This is a genomic window from Candidatus Kapaibacterium sp. (genome assembly GCA_023957315.1).
GTDB lineage: Bacteria > Bacteroidota > Ignavibacteria > Kapaibacteriales > UBA2268 > PGYU01.
The window spans coordinates 225,141-246,477 of the sequence record JAMLHE010000006.1 but is presented as its reverse complement, the minus strand read 5'-3'; the positions used below and the strand labels follow the sequence as shown (position 1 = coordinate 246,477).

Below are 21,337 nucleotides of genomic sequence, written 5' to 3'. Positions count from 1 at the left end.
TTTCCTACTTTTTCTCCAATTCGATTTTTGCTTTCTTATTCTGTTCGCGGAAAGCTAACCTGCCGGGACCGGGTTTTATATCATCAATCACAAAATCTGTAGAATTAAAATGCCAAATTGGAAGTTCGGTATCGTCCGGGTATTTCAATTTCATTTTTTGTTCGATATTGGCAAATTGATGAATAGGTAAATAATCAAGTGTTGAAATTATCATATTCCCCGAACCGTTCAATACTGCATCAATCCTAATTTTTGTATCATCGGATATAACGGTTACGGCTCCTTGGGCTGTCCGAATAAATCTGAATCTTACTGATTCGTGGTCTAATGTATCGATCGGATGTTCGGCTCTGAAGAGGAAAGCCTGCCTGACAAGTGGGAGAGGACACCCGTTTTCTACTAATGTATCTAAGCTGTTGATTGACCATGATTCATTGATGAATTTATAAGTATCGCCAAATGGGACAAATAGCGAAGGCTGAAATGCACCTCCCGGTGACATTGAATATAAAGTTGAATCATCAATTCCTACGCCATGCCTTCTACCGAGAGAATCTAAGGTCAGATAGACTTCACGACCAATCCAAGTATGGGTTTCTCTCCGAACGGGCGCCATTTTCCCTTTTCGCTCATCTGCAATATAGCTTTTGAGCCTCATCCTTAGATGGAATAGGTTGTTTTGAGTTACCGAATCACAAATTACTTCATATAACTCGAATCGTGTTTTGACAATAGCAGCATCATAATCTACAATTATGCTGTCGTGAGATGAGACTCTATATCTGATTGTGTCGCCTTTGAAGAACTTGAGTTTGAACTCTTGGATTTCATGTATAATCATGTCTTGCTTTGGGTCGTAATTTTCGTCCACATCGCTTTCATCATAAAAAATTTGGCTATACGTTAATTGTATTGATAGTGTCGATAGTATTGTGAGAATCATGAGAAATTTTAGCATATAAATCACTTTTTTTCATAATAAATATTTATAAATACACTATTGAAGCATCTTTTTATTTTAAGACGTTTGAGTTGAATATTTGGAACATAATTTGAGCGTTAAATCATTATAAATGTATAAATTTGTAGATGTTTTTGGGACATTAGGGGGGATTTTTATATATGTTAGGTAAAATTCTAATATTTTCAGTTTTTCTGATTTTTTACAATGTTTGTGCTAACGCTCAAGGTACTATGAGCATAGTCACAAAGGATTTTTCCAAATATCCGGCAATGAGTGCATCTGTATTCGTGTTTGATGCAAATGGCAACCCGGTTTATAATCTGAATAAGAATAATTTCGTTGTACGCGATAATGGTTTGAACGTACCGACTACAAATTCTTACGTATGCAGCGCGATTCCGGACACAACATACTTATCCGTAAATATATTGTTCGATTTGGCTCTTAATCATAACGAGAATCTCGACAACCCATTTAACCTCGGAAAGCAAATTGCAACCAAAATAGTAAATAGGTTGAAGTTCCCCGGTGATGAATGTGCGATTTCTACTTATGACATCAGAAGCTATTTGAATCGCGAAATTGATACATCGCGAAGCAACTTATTGAACGAGATTAATCTTTTGCAGCCGTCACGTGGGTCGCTTTTCGATATTGCTTTCCTGAGTGAACCTGCAAATGGTATCAAAATCATTAATAGGGGAACAAATAAAAAAGTTATATTTTTCATTACGGATGGTGCAGGAGCAATAAACGAAACCGAAATCATCAATCAGTGCAAAGCCAATGATATACAGGTATATACACTTTGTATTGGTCGAAAAATCCCTGAAAAGCTTAAGAGCGTCAGCGTAGAAACAGGTGGATGGTATTTAGATAATATTGAAGCCGATAAAATTGATGTTTCGATAAATGTAATGATGGCATTGGCTCAAAATCATAAACCATGCGTCTTACAATGGGATAATTTTGTATCTTGCGATGATGAACACACAGCCGAGATTGTATTGCCATCACTCAACTTACGAGATAGTTTCAATTTCAGCTTTCTTAATGCTCAGAAGGCATCAATTGTATCTGAACCTCAATTTATTGGATTCAGTTCAGTTGACATAGGTAACAAAAAGCGATTGAGTTTGACTATCACAGCTCGTAATCGTGATATTTTGATTCAAGAACTTCAAATCAACGAGCCTTTTTTCGTAGTTGAAGGTAATGTCACAAATTATCTTTTAGCTCAAAATGATTTTCTAAACCTGACAATCGAATATGAACCACAACACGAAGCAATAGTTTTTACGGAATTGAAGGTGATATCGGATGCTTGCGATATAGTCCCAATTTATATCACCGGTGGATTCCCGAATACAAAACCTATCGAAAAAACTGTAAAAATTGTGCATCCTAACGGCGGTGAATATTTGATTATCGGAGATACTTCATTTGTCGAATGGATTGGCTTGTTGCCTAAAGATGTAATTCAGTTGCAATATTCTATTGATAACGGACGAAAATGGGATACATTAGCTACTAACGTTACAGGACTTAGAAAAGATTGGGTAGTTCCAAACAAACCCAGCGATTCATGTCTTGTCAAGATTTTACAATTATGGCCCAATAATGTTGGATTCACACTTGATTTGAAACATAATGGTCGAGTCAATTCAGGATTTTTCAATCGTGAAGGTGATTTGGTAGTTACAGCAAGTAGTGATACAACTGCTGTCGTTTGGGTTGCTAACACAGGAGCAAAGAAATTTATATTGAAAGGTCATACTAAACCCTTGACATGGGCATCATTTGACCCAAATGATAATTTCGTTGCTACTTCGAGTACTGACTCGATGATTATGATTTGGAGCTTGGAAGACGGCTCACTTGTTGCAGTCTTAGACGCACATGCAACAAGGGTCGAATCGGTTAACTGGTCAAGCACCGGTGATTACTTAGTATCCTCAGATTTTCTTGGCAACGTAATCGTTTGGAATACTAACTGGGAAATAGCAAAAAGAGTTCAATCAAACAGTGGGGTTACGTGGTTTGCAGACTTCAATCCTATTGATGAAAATCTAATTATTACTGCCAACCAGGGGGGTAAAGTCAAGGTATTTAATTGGGTGGATTACAAATTGGGAGATATGCCCTTGGTTGTATATGATACAAAGAGCATAGAGTGTACTCATGTGACTTATAACACCGATGCCACCAAAGTTGCTGCTGCGACAAGTTCGGGTGAACCAAAAGTATTATATGTATGGGATGTTAATACAACAGATCCACCATTGTACTCAATCACGCACAACCTTGAGCCGGGAGATAATAATTCAATCAACTTCTCCAGTTTTTTTATGCACCCTGACTTGGGTAGGGAAGTTTTGTTAACTACGAGTACAGACCAAACGGCTCGTTTGTGGGATGCAAGTGACGGCAGCCCTGAACGCATCAATGATTTTATTACAGACAATGTTTTCAAGGAACATAAAAATTCGGTAACTACTGCAGTTTTTGACAGATTTGGTTCCCGAGTAATGACTTCAAGTTGGGATTCGACTGCTAAAATATGGAATCTCGACCAAAAGGAACTTCAGCAAGATGTTTCCGATTCGGTCTTTACAATAGCTTTTGCCGAGGGCAAAGGATTTGAACATGAATTTGGAGAAGTCGTTGTTGATGAATTAATTGATTCGGTTTTCCAATATGTTTATATAAATGAATCGAAATTCGCTTATAATATTCGCAATATCAGAATTGGTGGCAATCACGCTGCAGATTTTGAAATAAATTCCGACTTAGAATTACCTATGCTACTTCAAAGCGGAGATACATTAAGTTTGGAACTGAGATTTATGCCCAAAGGGCTTGGCATGAGAAGTGGTAAACTTGAATTCCAAATTCCTGGACGAATTATCGAAACAACGTTAACAGGTTTCGGAATTGAACGAACTTTGAAGGCAAATAATCGCTTAGTTGATTTTAAACTCATAGATGTAGGAAGCATAAAGGACTCCACGTTTATTGCTCTGGTAACCAATACAAGCAGTTCTCCGGTGAATATTACAAACGTTGGCTTGGTAGGTTCCTATCGTTTTGATTTCGGGGCAATAGGCGATAAAATTGCAACTATTCCGGCAGGTTCGGATTTGATGATGACGCTTCGATTCTCGCCTAAGTTGATTGGGCGAAAAAATGCTCAAGTATATTTTGAGCACGATGGACTTGGTTCGCCTACAATTGTGAATTTATTTGGCGAAGGAGTTTTTGCTCGAAATGATTCTATTACAATTTACATTGGCGACCATACTGCCGAAGATGGTGATGTAATACAAGTTCCAATCAAAATTACGGGAATCGGCGAATATGGCATAGCACCTTCAATTGAAGGCTTCAGAACCAAAGTGAAATTCAATGCCACAATGCTCGAACCACTTGATGGTTTTACAAAATCAACAATTATAAACGGCGAAAATTTCATTGATGTGGATTTGCCGACTACATTTGGTGCAGATTCTGTATTGAAAACTTTGACTTTCAAGGTCGGATTAGGCAATGACTCGATTACTGCATTGACACCGGAATTCACTTATCCGATTGGTTTTGGGCGTGTGAATATTACCGACATAGCCGGTTCATTTACTTTGACAGGTTACTGCATTGATGGCGGTCCAAGATTATTCGACCCCAATGGCAGAATTTCACTTTCGCAAAATGAACCAAATCCTGCTGTTGAAAAAACGAATATCACAATCGAAGTAGTTGAAACCGGTATTACTAAACTTTATATTTCGGATATATTTGGTAGAGTTGTTAGGAATGTTGTTGAAAGCTCCTTAAGTCCGGGTGAACATCAATTCTCAGTATTTACGGGTGATTTGAGTTCGGGAGTTTACTTTTATATCTTAGAAACTCCAACTCAGACAATTATGAAAAAAATGGAAATTAAAAATTAATTTAAAGCAAAATGATACAAAACATTAGAGGCACAAAGGACATTTTGCCTGACCAAATCAGTCAGTGGCAAAATTTAGAACGCATTTTTAACGAAGTGACAACTTTATACGGATATAAAGAGCTTAGAACTCCGATTTTTGAAAAAACTGAAGTTTTCTCGCGCAGTATCGGCGATAATACCGATATTGTGAATAAGGAAATGTACACTTTCACTGATAAAGGTGGCGAATCAGTCACATTGAGACCGGAAATGACCGCAGCATTGGTCAGGTCTGTAATTCAAAATTCACTCACTCAAGAAGTTTCATCGCTCCGATTATGGTATTTCGGTCCTTTTTTTAGATACGAGCGTCCACAAAAGGGGAGACTCAGACAATTTCACCAGTTTGGTGCAGAATGCATTGCATCTCCATATCCGGAAAGCGATGTAGAAATAATTTTGTTGGCTAACCAACTTGTTCGTAAAGCGGGCATAAGTGACTATCAGCTTAATATTAACACTTTGGGTAATGAAGCCTCGCGTGCTCTCTACAAAGACGAACTGACAAAGTATTTGACCGCAAATAAGGAACAATTATCCGAAGAGAGCAAGCTTCGTTTGGAAACAAATCCGTTAAGGGTATTGGATTCAAAATCTGAAAATGATAAGCTCATTATCGAATCCGCACCATCAATTCTTGACTTCTTAGATGATGAAAGCAGAAACCATTTCGATGTCGTAAAATCAATGTTAGATGATGCAAAAGTTCTGTATGTAATTGACCCGAAATTGGTCAGAGGCTTGGATTATTATTGCCACACAGTATTCGAATTCAAAAGCGGTGCATTGGGTGCTCAAGATGCCTTCGGCGGCGGTGGCAGATATGATGGGTTGTTTTCGCAATTAGGTGGCAAAATCACTCCTGCAGTTGGTTTTGCAATGGGCGTTGAGCGACTTTTGCTGATAATCGAAAACTCTGCGAAAGAACAAGGCATACAGCAATCCGATTGTGATGTATTTATCGTAAGTATGAATGAAAATTTGCTTAAAGATGCTTTCAAAATAAGTGAAATGTTGCGTGCAAAAGGCTATCGAACATTTTGCGATTTGCAACGTCGTTCGATGAAAGCACAAATGCGCGAAACTAACAAACTGAACGCTAAACATTGTATAATAATCGGAGATGACGAAATCAAACGTAATGCCGTGACAATCAAAAATATGATTACAAGCGAACAAGTTGAAATCAAAATTGATTTGTTGCATACGATTTCGTTCAGATAAAAATGAAACTAACGAAGGAACTTTCAAACACGGACTTTTTCAACCGCTATTTATCCAAATGGCAAGTTAAGTTGATTTTGGCTATAGTTGCATTTTTGATTGTTCTTTCGGTTGTTTTCTTTACTCAATCAATTGTCAAAGAATTAATTACACGCGACCAAAACGCAGTACTGCTTTATGCCGAGATAACTGAAAATTTCATAGAACTAATCAATTCGCCATCTTCGGAATTGGATACTATGAGATATGGTTCCTTAATAGACAATTATGTCTTTTTTCTGGATGTTGTTATTCCGAGAGTTATCAATTTCCCTATTATACTGACTGATGAAAACGGCGAACCAACCGAACCATATGAGCAATGGACTTTGAACATCGATTTCGACCCTACGATGACAATTCCCGAACAACGCGAGAAAGTGAAAACGATGCTAAGTGTGATGGAAAGTAACTATCCGCCGATACTTGTCAAAGATAGAGATGAAAAAATCATAAGCAAGGTTTACTATACTCATTCATCGTTAGTTGACCAACTGAGGTATTTCCCTGTTGTAGCTTTAATCATTATTGGAGTTTTCGTTTTCATTGGGTATTTTTCTTTCAATTCCGCTCGAAATCATGAGCAGACAAAAGTTTGGGTCGGAATGTCGAAGGAGGCTGCCCATCAGTTGGGTACGCCATTGTCGAGTTTGTTGGCATGGATTGAAATCATTAAATATAACGATGACACCATTTCTGTCCAAGAAACTGTATCAGAAATGGAGAAAGATATCGAAAGGCTGAACACAATCGCCACGAGATTTTCGAAGATTGGCTCTACTCCCGAAAAAGAGAATGTTAATATTTCGAGAATGATTGAAAATGTATGTACTTATTTTGATAAACGATTGCCTCATCTCGGCAAGAGGGTGGAAATTATTCGTAGCTTAGACGATAGTCTTTACGCAGACATTAACGTAGAACTTTTCGCATGGGTGATTGAAAATTTATTGAAAAATGCAGCGGAAGCAATTGAAGAAAAACAAGGCACAATTTTTATTTATATGAGAATCAATCCGAATAAAAAGCTTTACATTTTTGTGAAAGATACAGGCAAAGGTATGACTCCAAAGCTTAAAAGACAAATATTTAGACCCGGATTTAGTACCAAAAAGCGTGGTTGGGGATTAGGTTTAAGCTTATGTAAGCGAATAATCGAAGAATATCACGATGGCAAGATTTATGTTAAAGAATCAGTCGTAGGGCAAGGAACAACTTTTGGAATTGAATTACCTTTGAACCTCAAAAAGTAGATTCGTCTCGCCATTGGATTATTTTCCATATATCGGCAGTGGAGTTGCGTGTAATTCGCAAATTGACTCTGCCACTAATATTGACGGCATCTGTGGGGCTAAAAACTATCGAAAGATTGAATCCGCGAGAAATATCTTTAGTCAATGAATCGCCAATTTCTACAACAACGTCATTCCAAGCCAAATCAATATTTTGAGTTGAGAGAAACAATCGTGATGTTGTTAGCATATCGTCTTGACGTCCCCAAGATTCGTCAACGCTTTTTTCGTAATTTCGGAAGGTAAACCTAAAATCGTCAGCCAATAAATTTCCATAAACAAGAGTATCTTTGAAAATATAGGCATAACGAAAGTTTTTGAACACACCGTCAACCAAAGTTTGGTCACCAAGAATATTATTTTGATTGTCAACATCAGCCAACTTGGGAGCAAAAGGATTTGTACACCCAAAGACAAATATAATTAGTACCGCTATTATAATATTAGTTCTCATCTCAGTTGCTGTAAATTGCCTTCAAAATACTCCATGTATTATTTTCGTTCTCTACTTCATTATTTTGATAATCAAACCACCGCGAAATATACCATAATCCGTTTGATTTCGCTATCAATGTTAATTGGATTCTGCCTCTGAACTCAGTGATTTGGCTTATATTTTTTTCAGGCAATGTTAAAACATAATCAGCCGAAAAAATCGAAGAATCCGGCGTTTCCAAAATCGGTTTGCGATTTGGGAAACTAATCTGAATACGCTCCGAGCCATATTGGGAGGCTAATCTGTTTATCAATCTGCGTTCAGATTCTATATTCCAATCATCAAAAAGCGACGGATATGAAGCTAATGCAGAAGACGCCGGAAAAAACTTATACTTAAAGGGCTGGTCTCCAATTTCATCATAAAAACATTTGTAATAATTATCAGCATTCAAACTTCGAATCGAATTTTCAAAATTCAGCAGCAAAATATCAGGTTCAGTAGGAGGGATGTAACCCGTATTTCCTGTGTCGGGCTTTTCGGGCTCACGCGTTGTGAATAATTCGCATCCTGCTAACATGCTTAAATAAGCGATAAACAATATTTGAACCAAAATTCTCAAATCGCAATCCTTCCTTCTAAAGCACGAGCTATTGTGGCATCATCAGAAAATTCGAGTGAGGAACCCATCGGAACTCCGCTTGCTATTCGCGAAATTTTCACGTCAAAGGGCTTTATTAATTTTGCTATATAATGAGTGGTCAATTCTCCTTCTACAGATGGATTCAGGGCAAATATTACTTCCTCTACATCATGCAATCGAGAAATCAATTCCACAACTTTTATATCATCTTGAGAAATTCCTTCCAATGGATTCATAACCCCATGCAGAACGTGATAAAGTCCGTAAAAATCGTTTGTTTTTTCAATCGAAACTACATCATTCGGCTCTTCGACTACACAAAGGATTGAACGGTCGCGCTTAGTCGAGCTGCAAATAGGGCAGGGGTCGCGTTCCGTATAATTAAAACATATTGAACAAAAGCGAACATTATGCTTTAAGTCAATTATGACTTTAGACATTTTCTCCGCAAAGCTGTCATCTTGGCGAAGTAAGTAATATGTAAGTCGCTGAGCAGTTTTCTTACCTATTGACGGGAAAGATGAAAAGATTTCGATAGCTTTTTCAATTGATTCAGATGTGTAATTCATATAGTTTGTATTCTCAAAATCCCAAATTCATACCCGGAATGTTTGGCAACATCCCTCGTACTTTTTTCATTTCTTCCTCAGCTACTCTCGAAGCATTTTCTTGTGCTTTGTTTACAGCTGCAACTACCAAATCTTCAAGCATACTAATATCATCATTTTTGATAAGTTCAGGAGCTATCGAAATATTAAGTATTTTGCCCGACGCAGTGATTTCCACTACCACCATTCCGCCGCCGGAATCAGACTTCATAGTAATATTTTCGAGCCCTTTTTTGATGCGTTCCACTTCTTCTTGCATCTTTTGTGCTTGTTGCATAATGCTTTGAATATCGAATTTCATAATGTTCCCAATTTATTTAAAAATTATAAAATATAAAACGTTCAATAATAGTCTTTTGTTTTTTATTTAATTTTTTTTTCATAAGTTTACAAAACTAAGGAATTCAAAACACAAAGTGCTGTTAAATTAATAAATAAGGTGGATTAATGAGTTTATTCAGTAGAATAGCTGATGTCTTCAAGGCTAACGTCAATGACATGCTCGACAAGGTAGAAGACCCTGAGAAAATGCTAAAGCAAATGGTCATCGAGATGGAGGAATCTGTCAACAAGACCACACTCGCTGTAGCTCAGGCAATTGCAAACGAAAAAAGTTTAGAACGGAAAATCGAAAAAGCCCGTAAAGACAAAGATGAATGGGAAAATAAAGCGATGCAGGCTTTAAATGCAAGTAGGGAAGACCTTGCCAGAGCTGCGTTAGAAAAAAAATCTATTTCGGAGCGTAATTTAAGTGACTTGATACCAATTCATGTCCAAGCACGCGAAACCTCCAATAAATTGCGCCAACAATTAGATTCGCTCAAAGCAAAACTTGATGAAGCCAAATCAAGACAGAGCACTTTGATAGCTCGTTCCCAAGCTGCCAAAGCTCAGAAAGAAATTGCCAAAAATTTGAGTGGCATCGGTGGTGACGCTTTTGGTAAATTTGATAAATTTGAAGGTAAAATCGAAAAACTCGAAGCTGAAGCATCTGCTTTCGAACAACTCGCAGGCGAAAATACAGCATTAGACGACGAATTCAAGAAACTCGGCTCTACAACTACAGTCGAGACAGACTTGTTAGCTTTGAAAGCTAAGATGGGACTTTTAGAATCCGGTTCAATAGAAGAAAATAAAAAGGAGAATAACAATGAATGAAAATAATTTTCATAAAGAAGGAGATGAAGCGATGATAGAGACTCCACAAGTTTTAATTGATGCGACAATAGCCAGAGTAGAGAATTTTCTTAAATCACATTTTCCTGATTACTTAAATTTTGAAAATGGCACTTTTACTGTTAATCGCGGTGATTCGCAAGTTATGATAGCTATAAGACCTTTTACCGGTACAGAATCATGCATTGAGTTTGTCTCTAACGTTGCGTATGAATCTAAACTAACATCGGAATTGATGCAATTTTTACTTCGTAAAAATGCCGAATTACATTTTGGTGCTTTTGGTGTATTATTCGATGATACTATTATATTCCAATACACAATTGCAGGTTCAAATGTAGATTCTAACGAATTGCTCACTTCCATAAACGCTGTTGCAATTATTTCGAACCACTATGCAAATGAAATAGTATCTCTCGGCGCAGGAAAATTGGTCAACGAGTTTCAAGAACAAGGTTAGAATTAACTAAAGCTTTTTAATAAATATGAGCTAAAAATGAAAGAAGTCATTTCACAAAGGAATGACTTCTTTTTATATATCAATGGGTTGAATAAGCTTATTTAATACATTGTCTTAAGAATATGATATGCAACATTACTTCTTCACCCTAATTTTGATAGACCTATTCAAGAATCTGCCTTGTGGCGTTTCGTCGCTGAATTTATCCGTTGTTGCAATTGATGTGGTGATAGTGAATTTATTGCCCGCAACTGATTTCAAATAATTTTCAGTTGATGCAGCACGCTCATTTGCAAGTTCAATATTGCGTTCAGTTGTTCCTAGTATATCAGTACTTCCAATGATATATATAGTTGCTCCCGTGGGCAATTTCTCTGTTAGTTGCTTCAACAAAGCTTTTGTATCATCGCTTAATTCATTACTGTTGTAGTTGAATCTGAGCACAGCTTCGAAATTATCCAAAGTCAATTCTTTATTTTCTACAGGGAGTGAACTCAAATCTACTTCCGAAGTTTCAGTCTTCGATAATTTTCCGGCTCTTGCTGTAGTGTTGATTGGCAATATGTTTTGATTTGCTACATCAACACGTTGTTTAACTTTAATTTCATATTTACCGGAGCGAGGAGCCGCAAATATTGTATCTGCTATATCATTGAAAATTGATACATTGTCCGTCGGTGGTAAATTTGCAAAATCTACATTTACATCAATATTACCGTGCAATTCTGAGTAGGTTCTGATGTCCACAAACTCTTGCAATGGTGCGTTAAGAAGCAAAATATCAGCCCTTTGATTTTCAATAACGCCTTCGGGGAAATCCTGATTAGAAATATATCTCGGAGCTAAACGAGCTTGAATTTTGATTTTTCGTTCTGCTATACCCAAATCGAGGAAGGCTTTTTTAATCTCTGACGCTCTTTGGTTTGCCAATTCCAAACCTGCCGGTTCATTTTCAGCTCCGGATGTTGCTGATTCGATAATAATCGTAGCATCGGGATTTTTTTGCATCAAATAAGCAATTTTCGGGATAATGAATTTATGACTTTCAACCGGGTCTCCTTTGAAGAAATTATCATCTTGCAAAGCTTGGGTAGAATAAAAATCTGGAATTTCGTATGAATTTCTGTCAAAAAATACTGCATTTACTATTGGGACTGTTGCCAAAAGCTCCTCACCAACGTTCAACTTCATATCCCTAACTGATGTTATGGTTAAATCCAATGTGGGTGGTTTAGGCTTTTCTTCGACAATAATTTCAAGTTCGGGTTCTTCTTCTTCTTCAATTGGGATATATTCAATTTCTTCTTCTTCAGCATCGAATACCGAGAATCTTAATCCAACCTCAAATCTTACAGCCCAAATTGACCACTCAGCATCATTTGTGACGTTTCCAAAATTATAATCGAATGATAATTGTTGAGTCAGGAAATTTTTATCGCTGATTTTGAGCATATTCTCAACCCCAAATGTCAATCCCATTCCAAATCCGGATATACTTGTCATCTCACCTCCGGAAATGTCTCTTTGCTGAGTTCGGACATCCCCTGCATTTATAAATACAGCATTGTCGGGCGATACGATTCTTTCCTTTTGTTCGAATGTCTTTGTCATCGGTATGTAAAATCTCAATGCTGCAAGAGTTCTCAAGGGTCCGTTAATCAATTTATCGAGTGCAATCCAACGGAATTCAGGTTGAAATTCGATATAAGAAAGCGAAGTCGTAATGAAATTTTCAGTGGTAATTGTAACGATTTGATTGGTGCTTAGGTCTCGAGAAGGGAATCTGTTCTCGACAGTCAATTCCCCGGAACGGTCTGTATATGCTACTCCTAATCCAACGAAGAAATCATTTCCGATGTATTTTTCCAAAAATAGGCCTCCAGACCAGCCGAGTCCGTTTCCGGTTTCGAATATTCCGCAATCAACGGCTCCTTCGAAACTCTGAAAATTTGCATTATAGCCGTTGTAAAGCAAACCACCTTTGGGATGGACGCCCAACAATTCTTCAGGGAACGGGTATTCAGCGGCTTGGGTAGCAAAAGATGATGAATTTATAAGTAAGATTATTGTAAAGAAAAATAAGCTTTGTTTCATATTCGGAAAGTCCGTCATTCTGATAAATTATAAAATTTAAATATACGAAAAATAAATAGTTTTCGCTTAAATTAAAGTGTTAAAAGCATATTAAGATTATCTCAACATTGGGTTATTTCTCATTTCATATTTCAAATCTTTTAACTGAGGAGTCCTGATGCCGACTTTTAGGTAAAAACCTGAATTTCTTCCAATCGGAGTCCAATTGAAAATCAATTCCCAGCAATGCAAGTCCTTGACAAGATTCATCTGAGGGATATTGAACTCTTTATTGATGAAATCATAGCCGCCTGAAGTGTTTAAAGACCAAGTCTCGGTGAGGCTTGCCGTTGCACCAAAAGTCAAGCTTATTGATTCCGACCGTGAATCGGGATTGATTGAAGGGCGGGAATAACTATAACTCAATCTAAAGTTCATACTCCAAGGAACACTTAGCGGTGTGTATCCCGGGCTTCTATCGCCAAATATATCAGGTTCTAAATACTGGTAATCATGCCTTTGTTGGAATCGCTGCCCAAATTCTACATCTTCTATTTGAGTTGTATCAGAATCAGGAGAGCCAAATCCCGACCCAACGACTATACCTTTGGACGAGAAACTTGTCGAAAGGCTCAAAGATAGATTTGTAAGTCTGCCCAAACCTTTGCCTTCGCTAATCAAAAAATTCTTTGTCGGTGCATAACGTCGGCTAACATTTCCTGTTATCGTATCCTGCACTAATTGAATTTCTTCATCATATACAGTAAAACGAGCATTCCCCGAGAACTCAACAAAATTCAATGCAGGAGACCTGAATTGAAGTCCAATATCACTCAGTTTATTATCGGTAAAATTCCACGATGTTGATGTATTCAGCCTCAATAATTCTAAATTTTTGTCAGGTAATGTGTCGCCTTGTTTGACTTTGATTTCAAAGCTATGCAAATCGCTATAGTTTATCATACTCGAAAAATTTCTCGAAGCAATTCCGCCACCATCAATTTCAAACCGCGAATACACAATTTCTCGCTGGCTCCGCTCATCATAATATTTACCGAAAAAAGGGCTATCACCCGAAGATTGGTCAGGTGTGATTCGCCAGCTAAATGTTGGATTGTACGTATGACGTAATGCTTTGAAACCTAACATTGTAGGTTTGATAAATCCCAGAAAAGGTCTTTGGTCATCCATCATACCGTATATTTTCGTCGTTGTGGAGAGGCTAAATCCATAGGTGTACTCGGTAAAAAAACCGTCTGTAGTATCGGCTGTGACTGTCGAATCCGATGGATTATAAGTTTTATCAACCTTCCTGAAATAGTTATTCATTGAAAATGAAACTGCCGGACTAACAGTAAAGAAGCCTAATTTCGGCGATATACTTATTCCCGGGCGATGCTCAATTCTATAACGATTGTCAAAAATAAACGAGTCAGTAGTATCATTGAAAGCAGTGTCAATGACAGTGGTTGCTCTTTTGTTTGTTGAATAATTAGCGTTGAAAGAGTAGTTGACCTGCACATCTTGAACCCAACGCGGGGCAGTTTTGATGGAATTCAAAAATTTATATGATGGAAAATTTAGCCTTAGATTTGAATTTTGGTTATATTCATCGGTTATGATATTTTGGTCACGTCCGAAAGATAATGATAATGAAGCTCTATTATCGAATTGTTTGGTATATGAAGCATTAGAAGTAATTGATTGCTTGATAAAATCATAATTGTTAATGAGCGTGTTTTTGTTGAAATTTTGCGATGAAAAATCAAGATTGACTACCAAATTATCTTGTGGAGTTATGGTGTGATTGTGATTGAGAATAAATTTCCAATTCGTTTGATATTCTTCTTCCACATTGAAACGAGTTCTGCCATACTCCACATTTAAATTGCCCGTAAAGTAGTCCCGCAAAGCCCAGCGAGTAGAATTCTTGAGCATGTATCCGCCCTTTGAATAAATATCAGTAGTGATTTGTGAGTCCCAATAGTCTGAAGCAGCCCAATAGAAGCCAAGATTTTGAAATACGACGCCACGACTTTTTGAAAAGAAGAATGAAGGAACTATCAATCCGCTTTGTCTGCCGCCCTTACTCGGGAAAAACAGTCCGAATGGTATCATCAATACGGGCAAATCTTCGATATAAAGCACCAATGGGTCTAAGAAAACTCTATCTTCGGTAATAATTTTCATATGTTGCGAAGCAAAATGAAAATGCGGTTCAGGATTATCACAAGTAGTGTAATAACCTCCTTCAACGAAAAGTTGGTCATCGGAAACTCGTTTTATCTTAGTGCCGTAATAAAATCCTTCGTTGATTTGAGTCTCGCCAACATTGATTACGCCTTGGCTTGTCCGGAAATTGAATTTGATATTTTCGCCATAAAATGTTTCTCCGTCATCATCAAATTTTGGGTAGCCCTTCAATCTACCGGTGCTATCAATAGTGCCTTTAGCCCTGAGAAGCGATTCTTTGAATTCGAGTTCAATTTCGTCTGATTCCAAAGTTTGGGTTTTATATTTTATCTTAGCTTCAGTTTTCAATCTCATAATTTGAGTTTTGACGTTAAAGGAGATGCTATCTTCAGATTTGTAATAAACTGTAGTATCCAAACCTGAACTTTTTGCTTTATTCATGGCTTGAGCTCTCAGATATTCATATTGGATAGAATCCACTCGATTCTGTGGATTCAAGGTATCATCAATTGCAATAGATATTTGACTATCATTGATTATTAAGGTATCCTGTGCATTCAGAGTACCATTACCAATCAGTATCAAAAATATCATTATTGCAAATGATTTAATCATTCAATGGTGTCCAAATCGATTACAGTCATGCTACTACTGTATGTGAACATTTTCGGTTTGACTCCGGGATTTATCGTAAATTTATCAATCTTTAAGTTCAAATTTGCTTTTGCCGCAGGAAATGACCAATCTATCGTTTTCGCTAAACTGTAATTATCGATTAGTTCAAAATTGGACATATCGGCATTCATTGAAAGTATATTTCCGGTTTCTTTCCGTTGGAATTTTGAAATTCCGCTATTGTTCACAAAAAGAAAATCAGCGAATTCGCCTGATGGAGCTATGTATTTATATAAATTACCCGCTTCGGTTGATTCTGAAATCGCGTATTCAGATTGGGGATAGGGCAGAGAATTTCTCAATAATGCAATGAGTTCTTTGATTGAAATCATAATCCGAAATGCTCGTTTGAAATTTTCAGGTGATGATTTACCTTTATAAATCCGATTTTCAAATGAGTTGAGGAATGTGAAATTATTCTCATCGGCAAATAATTTGCCCAAAGACACACCAAATGGTCCAATGACTTCCATTTCAAGCGAATCATTATGACCAATCACCATTTTGAAAGCAAAATTGTAACTTGTAGATTCTAATGCTGCATCCATTTTTCCGGTTACAATCATGACGTTCAAATCTGATTTTGCTAATTTATCAAGCTCTAAAGCGGTTCCTGAGCTTTTGTCTTTCACGCTTGAACATGAAAAGATAAGCATTAAAAGCATTATGTATATTATCTTTTTCATTAATTGCATTTCCCCATTTGGATAAACATCAAAAATACTAAATATATGATAATTTATGACGTCTTTAACACGTATTAGTTATGACGATTTCAATCAATATATAAGGCTTCAAATGCTCTATGTTACAAAAAAGATTAAATTTTCTGCTGCGCACAGATTATTCAATCCGACATTTACAGATGCGAAAAATGAAGAAATATTTGATAAGTGCAATAACATCATGGGACATGGTCACAATTATACATTAGAAGTAACTGTAGCCGGAACCCCTGACCCAAGCACAGGCTACGTAATTGACCTTAAGAAATTGAAACAAATTCTTAAAGATGAAATCTTCGAATACGTTGACCACAAGCACCTCAATCATGATGTACCTTTTTTGAAGGGAGTAATACCAAGCGCTGAAAATATTGCTGTGGTTTTTTGGAATATACTTTCGCCAAAAATCACTTCAGGAAGGCTTTTTAAAATTCGATTGTTTGAATCTGACAGCAGCTGGGTTGAATACTTCGGAGACCCGATTGAAATACCTATTTACGACTTAAAATAAAACAAAATGGAAATAAATCAAACTACAGATGCCTTTGACTCTAATGGTAATAAACCTCAGACTGAAGCTGAACTCAAGCAAATGATAAGTCAGCTTGAAAAAAAATTCGCGGAAGTTTTTGAAATCTTGAAAATTTCATCGGATGACCCAAATTCTACAAATACTCCCAAAAGACTCGCCAAAATGTATGTCAACGAGTTGTTTGAAGGCAGATACACTGAAGCGCCGCAATTGACTGTATTCCCTAACCGAAACCATGTCAATAATTTGATTATTAGTAAGGGGATAGAAGTGATGTCGGTTTGTTCGCATCATTGGCAAACAATTTCAGGCAATTGTGCAATTGGATATATTCCCGGAAAATTTATAATAGGGCTGTCGAAACTTACCAGAATTGTAAATTGGTTCTCCAGGCGTGGTCAAATTCAGGAAGAAATGGGAGAACAAATTGCTGATTATTTAGAAGATTTGCTCAAACCCAAGGCACTCGGGGTTGTGATAAATGCCAAGCATTACTGCATGATAGCACGTGGCGTCAGCTCTTCTGAAGAAAACTCTTTTATGACGACTTCAGTGCTTAGAGGCTATTTGCTTGATGATTTGAATTTAAGAAATGAATTCCTCAAACTCATTGAAAATAAATAATATTAGCATGTTTAGTTAATCCATATTGTTAAATGTTTGATAGTAATTAGACTTCGGAAGTCTGGGTTAACAAATAATATGGACAATCAGACTTCCGAAGTCTTTGCAAACTCATTGGAAATAAATAATATTAGCATGTTTAGTTAATCCATGTTGATAGATGTTTGATACTAATTAGACTTCAGAAGTCTTTGGGTTAACAAATAATTTGGAAAATTAGACTTCAGAAGTCTTTGTGATTAGAATACAAAATTATGAGTTTAAAAATGTCATGATTATAGCCGGGATTGATGAAGTAGGGAGAGGTCCTTTAGCAGGACCTGTTGTTGTTGCGTGCGTAATATTGCCGGATGATTATGATAATTCCCAAATTACAGATTCTAAAAAAATTTCACATTCTCGTCGACTTCAACTTACTAAAGAAATTCAAGATATCGCTATTGATTTTTCAATTGCCGAGTTGGATAATATTGTTGTTGATGAAATAAACATACTTAAAGCAACCCATAAAGCTATGGTCATGGCTGTTGAAATGCTTAAAATCAAACCAGATTATATTTATATTGATGGAAACAGCATTCCAAAAACTTTGCCCTACAAGGCTGAAGCTGTCGTGAAAGGGGATACTTTCATTTCGCAAATCTCAGCGGCGTCAATTATGGCAAAAGTTCATCGGGACAATTGGATGACTGATGTTGCTCACGAATTATATCCTCAGTATAACTTTGCAAAACACAAAGGCTACGCTACTCGAGAGCATTTTGACGCTATAGCCAAGTATGGAATTTGTCCTTTGCATCGAATGACATTTCTAAAAAAATTCTTCACCAAACAAATCTCTTTATTTTGACTCCGAAATTACGTAATTTTACAAATATTTTTATGACGAGGAGAAAATGTTTTATAAAATTTTACCTATTTTGCTTTTAGCTTCAGTTTTGTTCTCCTGTTCGGAAACGAAAGAAGAAAAAATTAAAATCGCTGTCGGATTAATCAATTCAAAATCATACGAGAGCGCCCTTGCCAAGCTTGCGGACATCATATCGAAAGATTCAAGTTACGCAGAAGCACATTATTATAGCGGTGTTGCATGTGAAGGTCTTGAAGACTATGACAAGGCAATTGAATGTTATACGAAAACAATTGAAATTAAACCTAATTATGTCAGGGCTTTTCACAGTAGGGCACAATTGAATTCCAAAATCGGGAATTTCAAAGATGTAGTCAAAGATTACACGATACTGTTATCAATTTACAATGATGACACAGATGCAATATTTGAGCGGGGCAGGGCATACTACGAAATGAACGATTTAGAATCTGCTTGCAAAGATTGGAGAACTGCTTCAGAAATGGGCAACATGGAAGCAACTCGTTTTTATGATAAGATTTGCACTAAACAAAGCGAATCAGAGCCATTTTGATATAATTATGTTAAATTTGTAAACTTATTATGTACAAGAACCGGAAAATTGATGAATATATTATTCAATGACATCAGAGTAATATCACCGAGTCAAAAACTTGATACTCGGCTTAATATCTTAGTAAAAGATGGATTCATAGCGGAAATGACAAGTTCTGCGATAAATGCAGATTCACAAACACAAATTGTTGATTCGAAAGATTTTGTAGCCTCACCGGGATTATTTGATATGCACGTGCATTTCAGACAACCCGGACAAGAGCATAAAGAAACAATCCAAACAGGAACAGATTCGGCAGCTAATGGTGGTTTTACTGGCGTAGTTTGTATGCCCAATACTGAACCGACAATTGACGACGTTACTGTTGTAGAGTATATCAAAAGCAAGTCCAAAGGCTTACTTACGGATGTTTATATATCGGCAGCAATCACGAAAGAACGCAAAGGCGACCATATTACACCGATGATTGAATTAAGCGATTCTGGTGTCGTACTTTTTACCGATGATGGTTCCGCCGTAAGCCGTGCTGATGTGATGAAACTTGCTTTTGAATATGCTGCACCTTTTGATTATCTCTTGTCTCAGCATTGCGAAGAGCACTCTTTGACAAAGAATTTTGCAATGAATGATGGTGCTTTGGCTTACAGACTTGGATTGAAAGGATACCCGAGTATAGCTGAAGAAATGATAGTGGCTCGGGATTTAATGATTGCAAGTTATACAGGCAACCGCCGTTATCATCCTCAGCATATCAGTACTGCCGGAACTGTGCAATTAATCAGAAAAGCTAAAGCTGACGGACAAAGAGTAACATCTGAAGCCGCTCCACACCATTTTGTCCTTACAGATGAGTATCTGACCACTTATGATTCAAATTATAAAATGAATCCGCCATTGAGAACCAAATCAGATGTGGAAGCTATTATCGAAGGATTGAAAGATGGAACGATTGATTGTATTGCTACTGACCATGCGCCGCATAGTTTGCATGAAAAGCATGTAGAATTGGAAAATTCTCCAAACGGTATTATTGGCTTAGAGACTTCATTGGGGCTCTCGCTGACGTATCTTTATCATGCAGGACATCTAACTTTGAATCAAATTATCGAAAAAATGTCTGTTAATCCACGAAAGATTTTGAATTTGGAATCTATTGAATTCAATGTAGGTGAAAGAGCAAATCTTACGATTTTCGATCCCGAAATAGAATGGACTGTAAATAAAAAACTATTTAAATCGAAGTCTCCAAATACACCATTTGATAAATTAGTTTTGAAAGGCAAACCAATCTTTTCGATAAACAACAACCAATGTATTGAATGTAACCTTTAATTGCCATGAGTAAATCAAACAAAGAGAATCCGGACAACAAACTTGTGAAATCAAATCCGGAAGATAATATTCTGAAAAACATGATGAATAAAGATATGTTGAGAAGGATTCAAAATAAAATTGAAACTAATGACAGGAACTTTCTGAAGGTTTTTAAGACGATTTTGAAAAATCAAGATTAATATTTATGCAATATAATCAACATTATGTAAACTAAAGTTTTTAAAGTTTCTACCCTATTCAGTTTAATATTTGTGTTTATGACTTATTTTGAATATTTTTGTATCTGATAGTATTGTTAACTAAAATTGAGTATAAAATTATGACAACGCAAAATAAAATGCTTTTTGCAATCGGGCTAATATTAGTAATGGCTTTATCGAGACTTTTTCCCGTTTTCCCAAATTTTCAGCCGGTAACAGCGCTAGCATTATTTGCCGGAGCAATTTTTGCTTCTAACAGAAAATTTGCTATCTTAATCCCTATTTCGGTAATGTTTTTGAGCGATGTACTTTTACATTTCTTTAGCGAAAGTTTGTTGGGTTATTATGCAGGATTTCATTACAGCACATTGATAGTTTACTTTGCAATTGTAGTAATTGCTTTCATGGGAATGGTTGGAATAAAGACTATTAACTTCAAAAATGTAACACTTACATCCTTGGCAAGTGCTCTGATTTTCTTTTTGCTGACAAATATGGGTTCTTGGCTTTTCGGTTTGGATATTACAAACACTCCTTACGAGAAGTCCTTAGCCGGATTTTTGTATTGTTTTGCTGAAGCACTTCCATTTTTCAGATATACTTTAGCTTCGACCCTACTCTATTCGGGCATCATGTTTGGAGTTTGGATAGCTGCTGAAAAGTATGTCTTCTCAACAAAAGCAGAATTAGCAAAAAAGTAAAAAGCAAAAGCTATAAAAAAAG

The 21,337-nt window shown here is 36.6% G+C and carries 20 protein-coding genes; 12 read left to right on the top strand and 8 right to left on the bottom strand.

Going from position 1 to position 21,337, the window contains the following annotated elements:
- Positions 1 to 4: 4 nt before the first annotated feature.
- Positions 5 to 958, bottom strand: a complete 954-nt coding sequence (locus tag M9949_08670; GenBank protein ID MCO5251479.1) for a hypothetical protein — start codon at positions 956 to 958, stop codon at positions 5 to 7.
- Between the two features lie 164 nt (positions 959 to 1,122).
- Here M9949_08670 and M9949_08665 point away from each other — a divergent pair, with 164 nt between their 5' ends.
- Genes M9949_08665 through M9949_08655 form a run of 3 tightly spaced genes read left to right on the top strand, consistent with a single transcriptional unit; the run spans position 1,123 to position 7,468 of the window.
- Positions 1,123 to 4,911, top strand: coding sequence for a choice-of-anchor D domain-containing protein (locus tag M9949_08665; GenBank protein MCO5251478.1), 3,789 nt, complete (start codon positions 1,123 to 1,125; stop codon positions 4,909 to 4,911).
- A gap of 11 nt (positions 4,912 to 4,922) precedes the next feature.
- Complete coding sequence (gene hisS, locus M9949_08660) at positions 4,923 to 6,176, top strand: histidine--tRNA ligase (protein MCO5251477.1); 1,254 nt, start codon at positions 4,923 to 4,925, stop codon at positions 6,174 to 6,176.
- Between the two features lie 2 nt (positions 6,177 to 6,178).
- Positions 6,179 to 7,468, top strand: coding sequence for a HAMP domain-containing histidine kinase (locus M9949_08655; protein MCO5251476.1), 1,290 nt, complete (start codon positions 6,179 to 6,181; stop codon positions 7,466 to 7,468).
- Here the strand turns inward: M9949_08655 and M9949_08650 are convergent.
- The 4 genes from M9949_08650 to M9949_08635 are packed head-to-tail and all read right to left on the bottom strand — an operon-like array spanning position 7,458 to position 9,495.
- Positions 7,458 to 7,961, bottom strand: coding sequence for a hypothetical protein (locus M9949_08650; protein ID MCO5251475.1), 504 nt, complete (start codon positions 7,959 to 7,961; stop codon positions 7,458 to 7,460). The two genes, M9949_08655 and M9949_08650, sit on opposite strands and share 11 nt — an antisense overlap.
- A 1-nt stretch (position 7,962) precedes the next feature.
- A complete protein-coding gene (locus M9949_08645; GenBank protein ID MCO5251474.1) occupies positions 7,963 to 8,565 on the bottom strand; it encodes a hypothetical protein in 603 nt (200 codons plus the stop codon).
- Positions 8,562 to 9,155 carry a recombination mediator RecR gene (recR, locus tag M9949_08640; protein ID MCO5251473.1) on the bottom strand — a complete coding sequence of 198 codons (594 nt, stop codon included), beginning with the start codon at positions 9,153 to 9,155 and terminating at the stop codon, positions 8,562 to 8,564. The genes M9949_08645 and recR overlap by 4 nt, the downstream gene beginning before the upstream one ends.
- Positions 9,156 to 9,168: 13 nt before the next feature.
- Positions 9,169 to 9,495: a YbaB/EbfC family nucleoid-associated protein gene (locus tag M9949_08635; protein ID MCO5251472.1), complete on the bottom strand. Its 327-nt coding sequence runs from the start codon at positions 9,493 to 9,495 to the stop codon at positions 9,169 to 9,171.
- Between the two features lie 146 nt (positions 9,496 to 9,641).
- On the opposite strand from M9949_08635, the gene M9949_08630 reads away from it, so the two are divergent.
- Both M9949_08630 and M9949_08625 read left to right on the top strand, forming a co-directional pair.
- Complete coding sequence (locus M9949_08630; protein MCO5251471.1) at positions 9,642 to 10,352, top strand: PspA/IM30 family protein; 711 nt, start codon at positions 9,642 to 9,644, stop codon at positions 10,350 to 10,352.
- Positions 10,345 to 10,830 (top strand): YbjN domain-containing protein, encoded by a 486-nt coding sequence (locus M9949_08625; GenBank protein ID MCO5251470.1) that lies wholly within the window; start codon positions 10,345 to 10,347, stop codon positions 10,828 to 10,830. The genes M9949_08630 and M9949_08625 overlap by 8 nt, the downstream gene beginning before the upstream one ends.
- A gap of 135 nt (positions 10,831 to 10,965) precedes the next feature.
- Here M9949_08625 and M9949_08620 read toward each other — a convergent pair whose 3' ends face one another.
- The 3 genes from M9949_08620 to M9949_08610 all read right to left on the bottom strand — a co-directional run bounded on the left by M9949_08620 (position 10,966) and on the right by M9949_08610 (position 16,457).
- Positions 10,966 to 12,924: an OmpA family protein gene (locus M9949_08620; protein MCO5251469.1), complete on the bottom strand. Its 1,959-nt coding sequence runs from the start codon at positions 12,922 to 12,924 to the stop codon at positions 10,966 to 10,968.
- Between the two features lie 96 nt (positions 12,925 to 13,020).
- Positions 13,021 to 15,711: a hypothetical protein gene (locus M9949_08615; GenBank protein ID MCO5251468.1), complete on the bottom strand. Its 2,691-nt coding sequence runs from the start codon at positions 15,709 to 15,711 to the stop codon at positions 13,021 to 13,023.
- Positions 15,708 to 16,457, bottom strand: a complete 750-nt coding sequence (locus M9949_08610) for a DUF4292 domain-containing protein (protein ID MCO5251467.1) — start codon at positions 16,455 to 16,457, stop codon at positions 15,708 to 15,710. The genes M9949_08615 and M9949_08610 overlap by 4 nt, the downstream gene beginning before the upstream one ends.
- A 55-nt stretch (positions 16,458 to 16,512) precedes the next feature.
- Here M9949_08610 and M9949_08605 point away from each other — a divergent pair, with 55 nt between their 5' ends.
- The 7 genes from M9949_08605 to M9949_08575 all read left to right on the top strand — a co-directional run bounded on the left by M9949_08605 (position 16,513) and on the right by M9949_08575 (position 21,315).
- Positions 16,513 to 17,007 carry a 6-carboxytetrahydropterin synthase gene (locus M9949_08605; protein ID MCO5251466.1) on the top strand — a complete coding sequence of 165 codons (495 nt, stop codon included), beginning with the start codon at positions 16,513 to 16,515 and terminating at the stop codon, positions 17,005 to 17,007.
- Positions 17,008 to 17,013: 6 nt separating this feature from the next.
- Positions 17,014 to 17,652: a GTP cyclohydrolase I gene (locus M9949_08600; protein ID MCO5251465.1), complete on the top strand. Its 639-nt coding sequence runs from the start codon at positions 17,014 to 17,016 to the stop codon at positions 17,650 to 17,652.
- 235 nt (positions 17,653 to 17,887) lie between these two features.
- Positions 17,888 to 18,502 carry a ribonuclease HII gene (locus M9949_08595; protein ID MCO5251464.1) on the top strand — a complete coding sequence of 205 codons (615 nt, stop codon included), beginning with the start codon at positions 17,888 to 17,890 and terminating at the stop codon, positions 18,500 to 18,502.
- Between the two features lie 46 nt (positions 18,503 to 18,548).
- The gene (locus M9949_08590; protein MCO5251463.1) at positions 18,549 to 19,076 is read left to right on the top strand and encodes a tetratricopeptide repeat protein; all 528 of its coding nucleotides are present in this window, start codon (positions 18,549 to 18,551) and stop codon (positions 19,074 to 19,076) included.
- Between the two features lie 51 nt (positions 19,077 to 19,127).
- Complete coding sequence (locus tag M9949_08585; protein MCO5251462.1) at positions 19,128 to 20,411, top strand: dihydroorotase; 1,284 nt, start codon at positions 19,128 to 19,130, stop codon at positions 20,409 to 20,411.
- A 5-nt stretch (positions 20,412 to 20,416) separates the two neighbouring features.
- On the top strand, positions 20,417 to 20,593 hold the full coding sequence (locus M9949_08580) for a hypothetical protein (protein MCO5251461.1): 177 nt from the start codon (positions 20,417 to 20,419) through the stop codon (positions 20,591 to 20,593).
- A 140-nt stretch (positions 20,594 to 20,733) separates the two neighbouring features.
- The gene (locus M9949_08575) at positions 20,734 to 21,315 is read left to right on the top strand and encodes a hypothetical protein (protein ID MCO5251460.1); all 582 of its coding nucleotides are present in this window, start codon (positions 20,734 to 20,736) and stop codon (positions 21,313 to 21,315) included.
- The last annotated feature ends 22 nt before the right edge of the window (positions 21,316 to 21,337 follow it).